We start from the raw sequence: 14,036 nt of genomic DNA, 5'->3' as shown, positions 1-14,036 counted from the left end.
TTATCTAGCTAGCGGACGCCGCGTTCACCAAGCTGTGGTTTGGCCTTCGCGGGTCCCGGCATCAGCCATTGCGACACAAGCCGCGCCGAGGGCCGCTCGAAAAGCCGGTACGACAGGATCGCCACGACGGACGCTGCGACGATCAGCATGATGACGACCAGTGGCAGCGGCAATGCCTGCAACAGCCCGACGCGGCGATAGGCCATCGAGAGTGCAAACAGCACGAAGGGGTGCAACAGGTACAGTGAGTAGGAGGCGTCGCCGAGCTGCAGCGGGATCGCCGACCAGAAGGTCTTCCTGACATCGGGTCCCAACGCGGCGCCGGCGACGACCAGCGCGGCGGGAAGGCCGAGCGTATAAAACCGGTTCCATCCGTTGAGATAGGTGCCGTTGATGGCCTCGGGCTGACCGAACGGCAGCGCGACGATAAGCGTCGCACCGAGGACAACGAGGGCAAGCCGGATCGGTGCCGGTAGCGACACGCTCCGTCGCATAGCGACCGCAATCAGGATGCCGCAGCCGAACTCCAGCACGATCGGCTGGCACCAGAACGCGAACGGCAACAGCTCGATTTTGAGCACAGCGCCGAGCAGCAGCACCGCGCACAGGCATGCGAGCACGCGGGTAGCCGATTGCACATAGGAGCGCATCAGGCAGAGCGCAAACAATGTGTAGAAATACATTTCGTAGTTCAGCGTCCAGCCCAGATCGTAGACGGGGAAGGCGAGGCCGCTGGTGCCCGGGCCGTCGATCGGCAAGAACAGGAGCGAGGCTGCGATTGCCTGCATCGTCGGGAACGCGTCGTCCTGGGCGAAGCCGAGCGATTTCTTGGTCGCGATTAGCGCAATGAAAAGCGCGGTGGCGGTCCAGTACAACGGAACCAGCCGCGCGATCCGGTGCGCATAGAAGGCGCGGCGCGGTTGCGCGTCGTTTTCATATTTCGCGCTGGAATAGAAGATGATGAAGCCGGAGATGACGAAGAACAGGTCCACGCCGACGCCCCAGGGGACCGGGGACCAGGCCAAGAATGTCCGGTTCGTCAAAGCGGCGAGCTCCCGCGCCATGCTCTGGCCGTGCCCGATGACGATGAACAGCGCGGCAATACCGCGCAGAATCTGGATCGAGAAGATCGTCCTGGGCGGGCTCAAGCGCGGATTTTCAGTCAAAAATAAGTCATGCGGACGTGCCGGCGCTGTCGAGGTGAACACTTTTTCCATCGCTCATCGGGTCGGTTCGCGGTGCAAGCTTTCGTTTGCCGGTCATCTGTCTCAACCATAGAACGACGGGGCTTTCAACATAAGCGTGGAACCCGGCCGCCGCCGCGATAGCGATTGCGGCCGCAACCACCACCGTCGGCCAGTAGAAGATCTGGGGCACCGTGACTCTCGCAAGCACGACTTTGATCAGAATGAAGACGAAAGGATGGAGCAAATACAGTGCGTATGAAGAATCGCCGAGCCGGGCCAGTGCCCGCGACAACATTGAGCGGAGGCTGGTCGGCCCCAGCACGGACGCGGCGACGATCAGGATGGCGGCGGCGCCCCAGATAAAGAAGCGCGGCCAGCCGTAGAAGCCGGGGCCCGACGTCTCGCCGAGCCAGGAGACCGGCACGAGCCAGACCAGCAGCGCGAGCACAATCATCGTTACGCGCAGCGGGTTCGTCAGGACCACGCCCCGCATGAACGCGGTGGCGATCAGTGCGCCGAAAGCGAACTCCCAGGTGATCGGCCGCAGCCAAAACCGAAGCGCGACGATGTCCGGTGGGAACACACTGGCGAGCACGACGCCGGCGAATAGGCAGGCGACCACCATCGCGACGGCGCGCTCGCGCGGCAGCGCGATGAAGCAGGCGAACAGCACGTAGAAGAACATCTCGAAATTGAGAGTCCAGCCGAGGTCGAGGATCGGGAACGGGTATTCCGTCCCGAAGCCCAGCGAGTCGTGGGGGATGAAGAAATACGACGTCACGACGGCGGTCGCGTCGGGCAGGGCCTTGGCGCCCAGGGCGGCGCCCGCGGCCAGCACGATCAGGCGCAGCGTCAGCGCGGTCCAATACAACGGCACGATGCGGATCAGGCGGCGGCGCATGAACTCGCCCCATCCGCCGGCGGCCGCAAACAGCTTTCGGGAGGCGAAGACGATCACGAAGCCGGAGATGACGAAGAATAGATCGACGCCGGCCCCGAGCGGCAGGGCCTTGAAGGGAACGAACGTGTGGCCGTGCGCTTCGGCGTGCACCCGGACCATCTCCTCCGCGTGCAGGAAAACGATCAGCGCTGCAGCCACTGCTCGCAGTGCCTGCAGCGCGAGCAGTCGCTCGCTTTCCCCTTGCCCGGTCTCAGACATGCTCGGAATATAGCTCTCTAAAATGAATGCGCTTTGAGTCAGTAGCTGACCCGGGCCCTCCTATTCGGAACGAACAGGCCTGGGAGGTCATGGACATGAGGGGACCATCGGTGCAATGGCTAATGCGGAGGTCTGCGCAAGGCAAACGGGCGCAACACGAGCTTGGGCTGTCTCGCAATTTTCATTTGAGCTGACTTCGAATAGTGCAGCCACGCGGCGGCTATTGTTATAGCCACGGAGAAAATAAAGAACGGATTGATGCTGAGCTCTTCGAAACACATCGAGGTAACTGTAAACGCCGTGGTAGCCAGGTAGAACAACGAAATGGTTCGTCGGTTGACAAAGAGATAGGTGCAAGCGGTGAGGTAAAGTAAAATCACCGCGAGCCCGCTTTGATTGGCGAGGGAAAGAAAACCGTTGTGAACGGAGACGATGCCTGTCGTTGTTTTCTGACCCATCGCGGCGATGCGTTCGTTGTAACCAATACCGAAGGGATTCTCCACGGCGACTTGAACGCCCTGGATATTGGACATCGCGCGCTCAAAGACGTTCGATTCGGCGTGGCTGTCGTCTACGAACCTCGTCTCGATTGAATCGGAGAGTGTGTCGAGCGCAGGTGCATTGGGAAGCGAAAAAAGGATCACCACAGCGATGATGGCCGCGATGGCGCTCCCGACATAGAGACGGAAAGTTCCCATTTTCTTGTAGAGATAGATGAGAGCGATAGTCGGCGCGATCAGTCCCGATCGGTTGAGGGTCACGGCGAAGGTTGCGACCAGGAGGCCGTAATAGCCGACATAGATCAGTGGCTGCCGGAACCGGAATGCAAGGTAGAATGCGGAGGCTGTCGCCACCGCGTAGACATGGCCGGCCTCGTTGCCATGAATCCACATGCCGCCGAATTTTGTTTTGGCGAATGCTGCAACCATTGGCGATGTGGTTTCGTCGATCGGGACGCCGAGACCGATGTTTGCGAGGCCGGCCGCGCCGCCAGCCTGTAGAAACAGCACTGCGATTGACGGTATCAATCCAAGGAGGATGCCGGCGGCGAGCCACATTAGGACGTGCTCGTCCTGCGCAACTTCGACCAGGAAGAATGCGAAGACCGACGTGAGAAAGAAGATGAGCGTCATGTAGACGTCACCCTGCTCGACACCAGTTTTTCCCAGCAGCGACGCTGCGACCACCAGGCAAAGCACAACAAAGTAGAGCAGGCCGTCGCGAACGGTTCTGCCGATCCCCACGACGATGAACAACAGCGGCAGGAAGAGGAACATCAAGGCGTCGGTCAGGCGTAGAAACGGCAGGCCGAAGGTTGCCGTCATGATGTTGAACTGGACGAAAAAGCCAAACGCCAGTGCAACGCAGGGAGCTACGACCGCAAAGATATCGATCGTCTGGGTCGTAGAGGGGCGACTTTCGAAGGATGACAATCTCAGGCGCGGCTGCATTTTGTGTCTCTCACCAGGATCCGCGGACCACGTCACGACAAACGACCCATGTCATGGACGTGTAAGCCGCCGACGGATCAAAGCTGGAGCGCATACCGATAGCCACCGATATTAGCGCCGGAGCGGCCCTAGGGCTAATTCATTTTCCCAGCGAAATCAAACCAATGAAAGCGTCGTTAATGTGCATCCGCTGCGTCTTCAGCGATCAATCTGCTTGCGAACCGTTGGTTCCCGGTTCGCGGGATTCCGCGCAATGACGCGCTATGTATGAAGCAGACTACGCGAGAAACGAGGTTTGCAATTTTGACGGGGGAACTGAACGCGCGGAGATCGGCTTCAGCGTTCAGGATCGCTGCGTGGGCGCCTGCAAGCGGCTTATTACGCCAGTCATCAGGTATGTGATTGATGCGCAACGTGTCACCAGATGCGCATCGCGTCGTCATCATTATGATCTTCGTCTTTCCGTTGCTCCGTGGTGAGGGCCGCTCGGCGGGACCGATTATGAATAAGCAGCGCCACAACCACTGAGAGTATGAAGGCCCACAATAGCGCCGCGATCACCCCAGACATCAATTGGAATCCCCCGATTTTGTGACTTGTATGGGGTATTTCGGTTGTCTTCACAAGGAAGAAGGCGAAAATTAGACATCTCTGACCTCGAAAAGCCTTATTTTCCTTAATTCCAATACACGTACTGGTCGTATTGTGGTGCGCCGGGCAGGAGCTTTCAACGTTCTGGGCTCCAGCGTCGTTAGCCGACAACTCGATAGCCGTCTCAATCTGCCTTGAAAAAAAGCTGTCGTCGCAAAACATTGCGCCACTAAGCGATGCAGCATTATCGTTCGGAGGTTTAAAGCAACCCGGAGTCGCGCCGATCTTTCGAAACATCGACTCTTTTGCTACGTATTGTTGCTCAATTTTGTACGCAGTTAGGTTCGGTGTTGGAAAAGCTTCACACCCTTGATGGCATGCGCGGCGTGGCCGCCATTTCCGTCCTTCTCTTCCATCTCGGCGCTTGGACTGAGCAACGTAGTTTCTTGTCCCATGGCTATCTCGCCGTCGATTTTTTCTTTTGTCTTAGCGGCTTTGTGATGGCGCACGCTTATGGAAAACGCCTTAGCGCAAACATGACGTTTCGTGACTTCGTCGTTCAGCGCGTGATTAGGCTCTATCCAGTTATTTTTCTCGGAATGATCTTGGGCGCGATCTATTATCTCATCCTCGCCACACTTACCAAGAACCCCTCGTTCTCCGCGTCGGACGTCGCGCTTGCATTGGGGGTGAACCTTTTTCTTCTCCCTTTCTATTTTGTTCCCAGCGCACTGGGCGGATCAATCTACCCCGTCAATACACCGTTTTGGTCCATCTTCTTTGAGGTGATCGCGAATCTGGTTTGGGCGCGCTTTCTTGTCCGATCGTCTCCGATCGCGCTTTTTTGTGTGGCCGCTCTACTTGGACTCTGGTTTTTCCCTGGGTTTGAAAAGTTGAATGGCGGAGATCTGATTGACCAATTCTGGATTGGTCTGTTGCGAGTGTTTGTTGGTTTTAGTGCTGGGTTGCTCGTTCATAAAATCTACAGCGAGCGAATGTTACCGTGGATATCCGGCTTGAATCCCTTTCTCTTGCTGGCGGGGTTAGCGGCGTTGTTTTCGGTCCCGAATGTCGCGGGAGTTTGGTACGACATTGCGAGTACCTTGATCATGTTTCCGCTACTCACGCTGTTGGGTGCCCGGACAAACGGAGCATTTGGGACGAAATTTTTCGAGTGGCTTGGGGCCGTCTCATATCCTCTCTACGGTATTCATCGGCCAATTTGCCATGTTGCCGTGTTCATGATCGCGCCCAGGTTACATGTCTCGCAGCCAGTCGTCTTGATAGTGACTGCGCTTGCCTCGATTTACGCCGCTCATTTCGTGTATTACTACTTTGATGAGCCGGTGCGGCGCATCCTGCGCAGCCGTGCGCTTGCAATTAGGCCGCCTAGAGACTCATTGGCGGTCCCCTAGAGGCGGCATAACGCTCAAGGCGATCTGCCTCACACCATTACAAATCCAACCTGCTGGTGGCTGCGAACAAAGCCGATCGGCTTTGCGCTGAGGCCGGTCCTCGCCTTGAATTCGTCGAACGCCTTGATCTCGTGGTCGTGCCAGCCCGGGTAGTTCCAGAACTCGTCGAACACGATGACCGTGCCGCTGCCGATGCGGTCGGCGAGAAGGTCGAAGATGCACTTGGTCGACGAATAGAGGTCGCAGTCCACGTGCAGAAACGCAACCCTTTCAGGGTGGTCCTTCAGGAATTCGGGCAGCGTTTCGTTGAACCACCCCTTGATCAGTGTGACGTTGCTCGGGACCGGCGGCAGATTGCCCGCGAAGCGTCCTTTCAGGTACCCGCTTCGCCAGTCTTCCGGCAGGCCCTCGAATGAGTCGAAACCGTAGAGCGATTGCTGGGGGCGCTGTCTTGCAGCGTGCGTAATCGTTCGGCCGCTGGCGACGCCAAATTCGAGGAAGAGGCCGTCGGTCTTCACCAGCCGGAGAGCCGCCGTGAGGAGATCGAGGTCGGAATCGAATGTCGCCGCGGTGAAGAGATGCTGCTCGTAGTATTCCGCGCTCTGAAGGGCCGCCTTCAGGAAGGCGATCTCGATCACATCGAAACTGTCGCCTCTCTTCTTGTAGAAGGGTAGATTTTCTGCCGTTCGCTTTATGAGCTTGTCGGTGATTGCCAGAACTTGAGATTTCATTTCGTAGCTCCCCGAGTGTTGCAGTCGGCGCATTGGAAAGGAAGAAGGCGATCAAGAGTTGCCGGAGTTGAGGCGCTTGCAAGGCAAGGAACCGCGACACTTTCAAAAATCGAACCTTGCGATCGCAAAATATTGCTGATTGAAGACATAAATAATGCGGCGCGAGGGCGACCACGGCCACGAACCTCACTTAAAGTAGTCGTGAACTCTATGGCCATTTGGCCGTCGGGAACAAGGGCTTCCGAATAAGGCAGGTAGGTCGCCGCCGGAGGATGGGGCGGCCGGGCGGCGCTCCTGATCGCACGATTCAGCAATTCAAGATTTTCTTTGTCCGCCGCTAAAGTTGCCACATTGACAAACTTTGTGCTGTCGCTGTCTTAGGCTGGCGCGTACCGTTTCGCTGCTTTCAAGTGGACAAGTTGAATGCAAAAGACCGAACCACCCGCAATCTTGGTCACTGGTGCCGCCGGCTTCATCGGCTTCCATGTCGCGCAGATCCTGCTGCAGGCGGACGTGCCCGTGGTCGGGCTCGACAACCTTAACGACTATTACGATCCCGCGCTGAAGCTCGCGCGCCTCGACCTGCTCAAGAACGATCCGAAATTTTCCTTCGTGAAGCTCGATCTCGCCGATCGTGCCGGCATGACGTCGCTGTTCGACACCCACCGCTTCGAGAAGGTGGTGCATCTCGCCGCACAGGCCGGCGTCCGCTATTCGATCGACAATCCGCGCACCTATGTCGATTCCAATCTCGAAGGTTTCATGAACGTGCTCGAGGGCTGCCGGCACAGCGGCTGCAAGCACCTGCTGTTCGCCTCGTCATCGTCAGTCTACGGCGCCAATACCAAGATGCCGTTTTCGGTTCACGACAATGTCGATCACCCCGTCAGCCTGTATGCCGCGACCAAGAAGTCCAACGAGCTGATGGCCCATGCCTACAGCCACCTTTATCGCCTGCCGGCCACCGGATTGCGTTTCTTCACGGTCTACGGTCCCTGGGGCCGGCCGGACATGGCGATCTTCGGCTTCACCAAGGCGATCTCCGAGGGGCGGCCGATCAAGCTGTTCAATGGTGGCGACATGCGGCGCGACTTCACCTATGTTGACGACGTGGCCAAGGCCGTCGTCAAGTTGCTCGACCATCCGCCGCAGGGCGTCTCCAAGGCCGCCAATGCGGCGCCCGATCCGGGCTCGAGCGCCGCGCCGTGGCGCATCTTCAACATCGGCAACAACAATCCCGAGGAGTTGAACAAGATCGTGGCGCTGGTGGAGAAGGAGCTGGGCCGGACTGCGACCAAGGAGTTGCTGCCGATGCAGCCCGGCGACGTCTACGCCACCTACGCCGATGTTGACGATCTCGCACGCGAGATCAACTTCCGGCCCTCGACCTCGACCGAGGAGGGCATCGCGCGCTTCGTGGCCTGGTATCGGTCCTATCACACCTAACGACCGGAGGCTGTGATGGCGCGGGGCCTCGGCGTTTTGTCTGTGGTCACGGCCCGCCGACGCGCGCTGTGGGCAGGTTTCTCACTTGCGGTCGGCGTTCTAGCAGCCCTTTGCCTGTCCCTGCCTTCGCCATCCATCGCCGGCGGTGGAATCTGTCTCCTGCATGCGCAGCCTTTCACACTCAGATCCGACACCGTGCGCTGGTCGATCAGGATCAAGCCGGGTAGCGAATGTATCCAGGGGCTGCGCTGGTCGACGATCATGATCGACAACGTTACGATCGTCGAGCCGCCGAAATCCGGGCGGCTGGTGATCGAGGGGCCCGCATTCCGCTATTTTGCCAATGCGGACGCGCAGGGCTCCGATTCCTTCAAGATCGCGATATCCGGAAGGTCGCTGCGCATCAGCGGCACGTCGTCGATCGAGGTCGATGTGACGTCCCAGTGAATTACGAACGCGGCTCCACCGCCGTCATCGCGGTGGGTAGGTCCGGTTGCTGTTCAGATTCGGATTGGCGGAAGCAGCCGGCGGCACGCCCTGTCCGATCGGGTTGCTGAACGGGTTGTTGCTCGGTTGCGTGGCCACCGGCGCCCGCGACTGTGTGTTATAGTTGGGGAACCGGTTAGTTTTCTGGGTGCCCTGCGAAAGCGCGGGCGCCGCAGACACCAGGACCGCCGCAACGAGCACCAGGGATTTGATCCGCATAGGTTCCTCCACGCGATAAACGCGCCCGATTGGTCAACGCTCTAACATGAATTAGGTTCGAAGTCCGGCGTTGGAAAGAGCCTTAGGGCTTCTTGCAATCAGTGTAAAACGTGCCGCTGACGGCCACGATCCGCTCGATACACTGGCGCGGGTCGGTGATGTCGCCGGCCACGCTGAAATAATACGATTGCGACTTCAGGATCAGCGCGTAGCGGCCCGGAGGCAGCTCCAGCACCGGGTCCTCGCTGTGCAGCTCGTACATCTCGGAATCGTCCGGGAGCGGAGAGGCCCGGAACGGATAGGATGCATTGCGGATCACCCAGGCATCATCAGCCTCGGGCTTCCTGCCGCTGGCCTCGGTGGAGAACTCCCGGGCGATTTTCGCGACGACACGCACCTCGGCGCGCTCAAGGATGTTGTTGACGGCGTCCCGCCGAAACACGATGAATTTCGGATGACCGTTGGGCAGGGCGGTCTGGTCGGGGGCCTTGAACGCAGCCGAGACCGCGACCCTGATATCGGGCGGCCGCCCGGGCAGCAATTGCAACTCGGCCAGCGATTTGTCATCGACCATTGCGTAGACGCCGTAATCGGTCGGCCGCGGCGGGTTCGGGTTCGGCTGAGCCGCGGGTGGCGGCACGACGGCCGCCGGCACCGACCAGGGGGGCGTAGCGGCAATCTGTCGCTCTTGGACCTGGTGCTGGAGGTAATGTGCCAGCGACGCCAGCCGCTGCCTCTGCTGGACGACAAGCATCGCAAGGCCGACAACCATCAGCAGAGCGGCTGTCCGGCTGATGACCGGCCAGAGCGGATGGCGGCGTTGGGCCGGACCCCGATCGGTTTCGATCCGCGGGCCAGGCGACATCGGCGGAAGCTCCCGTACCGTGACCTCGCGCAACGGAGCAGCCTGGTTCGAGGCGGCGAGCGCGGGCGGGCCCGGCATCGTCGTTAGCGGCAGGCTGCTCTCTTTCTGCGAGAACTCCTCGACGCCGCGTATGGCGGCCTCCAGCGCCTGCTGCGAGCGATTCATGTCCTTGACGTCGACGTGGGTGAACTGCTCCTGGAGCTTGTAGCGGGCAAGGTCGTAGACCACCTGGCGCAGGTGTTCGGGGTGAGTTTTCACCGTCTCTAGCATACGGGCGATCACAAGCGCGAACTGAACCTCGGACGCTGACTCCGCCTTCTTCTCGTCGCTTGGTTGCAGGTCTCTCGAAGTCATGGCCGGTCCGTTGCGATCTCCTTGATCTACAACGACGGGCGGGAGATCATAGCATGGCAGCTTGCCGGATCCTTTCAAGGATATCGGAGGGCTGGCGCCGTCGGCTCTGCCACAGGCGCGGAGGAGGAACAATGGTTTTCAGAGACAAGGCTGGCGTCCTCGCGGTTGGATTGATCTGCCTCGCCGGGGCCTCGATCCCCGACCGATCATCGGCAATCACGGCCGAGCTGGCGCGAACCTGCAAGACGCTCACCACCAAGCAATTCCCGCCCCGGGAGCCAACCAATCCGGCGGCCGGGAGCGCCAAGGGATCGGGGCGTGATCAGACCGCTTATTTCAACAAATGCGTTGCCAATAACGGCAAAGTAGATGACGGCGGCAAATAACGACCTCCCGCCGTCGGCATGCTTCGCCCGGCGGCTACTGCGCCTTGCGAGGTGCGGCGGGCTCCGGCACATTGCCCTCCTTAGCCATGCAATCCCTGAAATATGACTGGCGATCCCCGCTCATCTTGACTGCGCCGGGCCGCTGGTAGGGATAAGCGATATACGAGAAATGCATACACTTCCTGGCGACCTCGGCGCTTGGGGCCGCCAGCGCGCCCTTTGGCGCAGCCACATCCACTACGAGGAGCAGCGCCAGAGCGCCGCAGCACGTCACCTTCCGCAAATCTGTCATCCCATCATTTCAAGCAAAAACTGCGCTCGTATCTGGTAATCTTAGCAGGCTGAATTCCTTGAGGCCAGACCAGGTCCCGCCGCCCAAAAGGCCGGATCCGCGGTCGTGTCCGACCGCGGCTCCAATCGGTTCTGAAGGGCGGCTTATACCGCCAGGTCGTGGTGCGCGAAGAACTGGAAGTCCGCGCTGGTCAGGGTGGTGAGCGCCACGTTCTTTACCAGGATCGAATCATGGGCATCGAGCGTGATCAGCGCGTCCTTGCCGACCTGCTGCATGGTGAGGTGGCTGAAGTCGCTGACCACCGAGTTGTCGATCATGATCGTGTCGTGGTTCGCCGCATTGCCGGCGTGGAAGCCAACGATGGCGTCGTTGCCGGAGTTTGGCTTGAAGATGAAACTGTCGCCGCCGGCGCTCGCGGCGGTGAGCGTATCCGCCACAGCCGTGGTCGAGGTGAGGCTGACGCCGGTCAGGGAGGCCGTCTGGGCGTGCGACCCGCCTGCGTCGGTCAGATCCGTCGTTGTCAGCCGTCCGCTCGTGTCGTACTGGAAATGGTCGGCGATGTAGCTCTTCCCAGTGACGTTCCAGTCGTAGACGTCCTTGGCTTTGCTCGCATGGACGATAGTCTCGTTTGTGAGCACCCCTGCCGTGTAGGTCTTGCTATCGCTAATGTCGGCGGCTAACGCGGCATATTTGACCACGTCACTCGTCAGCGAGCCGTTGGCAAAGGTCTTGACCTCGGAAGAACCGTCGGTGTGGACCACAGAGTCGGAGGTGAGGCTACCGGTCGCACTGAATTGGTCGGTGACCTTGGTGCCATCGGACTTGAGCGAGTAGGAATAGTCTAGAGAACCGTCTGTGTGAGTACGAACTGTCGACGTTATCACGCCGGTCGTGTTGTAAACGTCGTGCTCCGTGATAAAGGTCTTGCCCTGGACGTTAGACAGGTAGACGTCCTTGGATTTGTCGGCATGCACGATTGTGTCCGACGTAAGAACGCCTGCGGCATAGACCTTGGCATCGCTGATGTCGGCCGCACCTGGAGCATATTTGATTACATCGGCGGTGATGACGTTGCCCGCGTAGGTCTTCGTCTCAGAATAGCCGTTGGTTCGTACGACATTGTCAGAGGTCAGGTTGCCTGTGGCGTCGTAAAGGTCGGTCGTCTTGGTGCCGTCGGCCGCGAGCGTATAGGAGTAGGCGAGTGAGCCGTCGGCGTGTGTGTGCACGGAGGAGGTCAGAACCCTGCTCGTGTTGTAGCTGTCGTGGCCCGCAACGAAGTCCTTTCCCTGAACACCGTAATAGAACACATCTTCCGAATTGTCCGCGTGAACGATGTCATTCTTGGTCAGGACCCCGTTCGTGTACGTCGTAACTTCGAAGCTCTGTCCCGTGCCGGCTGCATACTTTTTCGTTTGAGTAGCAAGGACTCCGTTCGTGAATCCGCTGATGACGGAAGAGACAGATGACGCCGCGGCGTTCTTCACCGTCTCGCTCGAGATGACGCCGTTCGTGTAGGTCTTGACGTCCGACGAACCATCAACATGCAGGATGGTTTCGGAGACGATGAGGCCGGCCGCATTATACTGGTCGGTCGTCTTCGTTCCGTCCGCGGCGACATTGTAGAAGTAAGAAAATGTCCCGTCAGCATGAGTGCGTATCATGGCCGTCAGCGCGCCGGTGGTGTCAAAAGCATCGTGTTCCGTCGTGTAGGCCTGATTCTGAACGTTATAGATATAGACATCCTTGGAATTGTCGGCGTGTGTGACGGTCTCGCGTGTCACCATGCCGTTTGTGTAGGTCTTGACGTCAGCCACGTCGCTGGAGCCGGAGGCGAACGTAATCGTCTGGCTTGCCAGCACGCCGCCGACGTAAGAACTGCTTGTCGTTGACCCTGTCGAAGCGAGCCCCGCCGAAACGGCCTTGATAACCGGTGTGACTTCGATCACCAGTGGGTGGTCGGAGATGCTGACCTGAATGCTGTTGACATTGGCGTAGGTCGCAATCGGGTTGGAGCTGACAAGTGGGTCGTAGACCTTGACGAAGCCCTCTGTCTGGCCAAACGTCACGGTGACCGGCGACGAGGTCGCCTGCACTGCGCTCTGCGTTGTCTGATTCCAAAGAACGGGTTCGGCCCAGAGTACGAGATCGACGCTGCCATTGCTCTTGGCCAACACCATGTCGTGCGAGGTCGATGGAGTTCCTGACAGAGCGTAGGTTAGGCTACCCGTCGCCGTACTTGCGGAGGTGCCATTGTCCTGCAGAATTTGCGTAAGGTTATGAATGGCGGTCGCTGCCAACTTTGGCGTTCCGTCGGCATTAAATAGGCCGTAATGCGCCTGGGACGAGGTGTTGCCTGCGCTCGGCTCGTCGAAGAGTTCGTAGAGGTAGGTTTGAACAACACCTTTCTGATAGGCGTCCATCAGTGTGTCCAGAGTGTACTTCGCCTGAACTGTCTCGCTGACACCGTTGTACCAAACATTCGACAACGTGGTGTAGCCGGTCTCCGTGATGACCGTCGGCTTTCCCTGCGCGCTGATCTGTGAAAACCCGAGCAAATAATCGAGACCTGCCGAGATGTTGGTCGTCGACATGACGTATGCATGCTCATTGGCATAGTCAGTGTAGTTAGAAAGATTTCCAAGCTGAGCATACTGACTCGAATCAGTCGATCCGATCGAGACGTTGTAAACCGGGATGCTCGCGAGCGAAGCGGTTCCCTTGACCGCCGTATAGAGCAATTCCTGAAGTTCCGCGCCCGCGGCGATCGACTTCGTCGTGCCGTCGAGACTCACCATCCAGTTGTTCACTTCGTTCGGGCCTTCGATGGCGGCGATACTTCCTTTGTACTGCGCCTCATCATTGATCAGCGTGCTGATGGTCTGCGAAATATTGACCGTGCCATTTGACGCTGGCGTCACAACGAAGTCGAACTTATAGCCCGCCGCAGCCAACGCGGAATAGCTGCTTGTGCCAAGAGCTGTGGTCGAGATGTTGTCGCGGATATAGTCGACGCCGAGATAGCCGAGAGCGCTCGCGACCGTCGAAACGTTACCGTAAGGCGTGTTTGGCGTTGCAAGATGTGTGTTGACGCCAATCGAGTCAATGAACGCGATGGACGAGGTTGCGGTCTTCGTGACGAACTGAAGAGTTGTTTGAGTAGACATGACGCCCCAAAGGAATGCTTGTTGTTGGAAACAAGCATTCACGCGCCGCTTTAAAGGCAGGTTCTTGATTGAGTAAAATTGCGAGCAGCGATTTTGGCAGATGGTGAGTTCTTGTTCAGGAATGATATCTGCGCGTCGCTTAGCGAGAGGATTGCAATTCGCCACCTCTCTACGACTCTCGTCGTGAAGACCGTAGAATTGCGGGGATGGAAGATGACGTCGAACGAGATGTGTTGTCTTCTCTGCGTGCAGAGTCTTACGTGATGCTGACATCGCGGCAGTGGGTCGGT

The 14,036-nt window shown here is 58.7% G+C and carries 12 protein-coding genes; 4 read left to right on the top strand and 8 right to left on the bottom strand.

Features of this window, described 5'->3' with window-relative positions; genetic code table 11:
• Positions 1 to 8 precede the first annotated feature (8 nt).
• From ACVWZ4_RS03600 to ACVWZ4_RS03590, 3 genes are all read right to left on the bottom strand, one after another.
• Positions 9 to 1,148, bottom strand: a complete 1,140-nt coding sequence (locus ACVWZ4_RS03600) for an acyltransferase family protein (protein WP_456790000.1) — start codon at positions 1,146 to 1,148, stop codon at positions 9 to 11.
• Positions 1,149 to 1,173: 25 nt separating this feature from the next.
• On the bottom strand, positions 1,174 to 2,346 hold the full coding sequence (locus tag ACVWZ4_RS03595) for an acyltransferase family protein (RefSeq protein ID WP_456789999.1): 1,173 nt from the start codon (positions 2,344 to 2,346) through the stop codon (positions 1,174 to 1,176).
• Between the two features lie 119 nt (positions 2,347 to 2,465).
• On the bottom strand, positions 2,466 to 3,797 hold the full coding sequence (locus ACVWZ4_RS03590) for a hypothetical protein (RefSeq protein WP_456789998.1): 1,332 nt from the start codon (positions 3,795 to 3,797) through the stop codon (positions 2,466 to 2,468).
• Positions 3,798 to 4,738: 941 nt separating this feature from the next.
• Here ACVWZ4_RS03590 and ACVWZ4_RS03585 point away from each other — a divergent pair.
• Complete coding sequence (locus tag ACVWZ4_RS03585; RefSeq protein ID WP_456789997.1) at positions 4,739 to 5,803, top strand: acyltransferase family protein; 1,065 nt, start codon at positions 4,739 to 4,741, stop codon at positions 5,801 to 5,803.
• A 29-nt stretch (positions 5,804 to 5,832) separates the two neighbouring features.
• On the opposite strand, the gene ACVWZ4_RS03580 is transcribed toward ACVWZ4_RS03585, so the two are convergent.
• Positions 5,833 to 6,534 (bottom strand): class I SAM-dependent methyltransferase, encoded by a 702-nt coding sequence (locus tag ACVWZ4_RS03580; protein WP_456789996.1) that lies wholly within the window; start codon positions 6,532 to 6,534, stop codon positions 5,833 to 5,835.
• Between the two features lie 423 nt (positions 6,535 to 6,957).
• Between ACVWZ4_RS03580 and ACVWZ4_RS03575 the strand changes: the two genes are divergently transcribed.
• Positions 6,958 to 7,980 carry an NAD-dependent epimerase gene (locus ACVWZ4_RS03575; RefSeq protein WP_456789995.1) on the top strand — a complete coding sequence of 341 codons (1,023 nt, stop codon included), beginning with the start codon at positions 6,958 to 6,960 and terminating at the stop codon, positions 7,978 to 7,980.
• A 15-nt stretch (positions 7,981 to 7,995) separates the two neighbouring features.
• The gene (locus tag ACVWZ4_RS03570; protein ID WP_456789994.1) at positions 7,996 to 8,427 is read left to right on the top strand and encodes a hypothetical protein; all 432 of its coding nucleotides are present in this window, start codon (positions 7,996 to 7,998) and stop codon (positions 8,425 to 8,427) included.
• A gap of 24 nt (positions 8,428 to 8,451) precedes the next feature.
• Here ACVWZ4_RS03570 and ACVWZ4_RS03565 read toward each other — a convergent pair whose 3' ends face one another.
• Together ACVWZ4_RS03565 and ACVWZ4_RS03560 are read right to left on the bottom strand one after the other, a co-directional pair.
• The gene (locus ACVWZ4_RS03565) at positions 8,452 to 8,685 is read right to left on the bottom strand and encodes a hypothetical protein (RefSeq protein ID WP_456789993.1); all 234 of its coding nucleotides are present in this window, start codon (positions 8,683 to 8,685) and stop codon (positions 8,452 to 8,454) included.
• A gap of 82 nt (positions 8,686 to 8,767) precedes the next feature.
• Positions 8,768 to 9,904 (bottom strand): hypothetical protein, encoded by a 1,137-nt coding sequence (locus tag ACVWZ4_RS03560; protein ID WP_456789992.1) that lies wholly within the window; start codon positions 9,902 to 9,904, stop codon positions 8,768 to 8,770.
• 131 nt (positions 9,905 to 10,035) lie between these two features.
• Between ACVWZ4_RS03560 and ACVWZ4_RS03555 the strand changes: the two genes are divergently transcribed.
• On the top strand, positions 10,036 to 10,290 hold the full coding sequence (locus ACVWZ4_RS03555) for a hypothetical protein (protein WP_456789991.1): 255 nt from the start codon (positions 10,036 to 10,038) through the stop codon (positions 10,288 to 10,290).
• A 34-nt stretch (positions 10,291 to 10,324) separates the two neighbouring features.
• On the opposite strand, the gene ACVWZ4_RS03550 is transcribed toward ACVWZ4_RS03555, so the two are convergent.
• Positions 10,325 to 10,582, bottom strand: coding sequence for a hypothetical protein (locus tag ACVWZ4_RS03550; protein WP_456789990.1), 258 nt, complete (start codon positions 10,580 to 10,582; stop codon positions 10,325 to 10,327).
• A gap of 143 nt (positions 10,583 to 10,725) precedes the next feature.
• Positions 10,726 to 13,911: a hypothetical protein gene (locus ACVWZ4_RS03545; RefSeq protein WP_456789989.1), complete on the bottom strand. Its 3,186-nt coding sequence runs from the start codon at positions 13,909 to 13,911 to the stop codon at positions 10,726 to 10,728.
• Between the last annotated feature and the right edge of the window lie 125 nt (positions 13,912 to 14,036).

The sequence above is a fragment of the Bradyrhizobium sp. USDA 4472 genome, from assembly GCF_054058595.1.
Note: the sequence above shows the minus strand (reverse complement) of the source record. Positions and strands in the feature narration are given on the sequence as shown.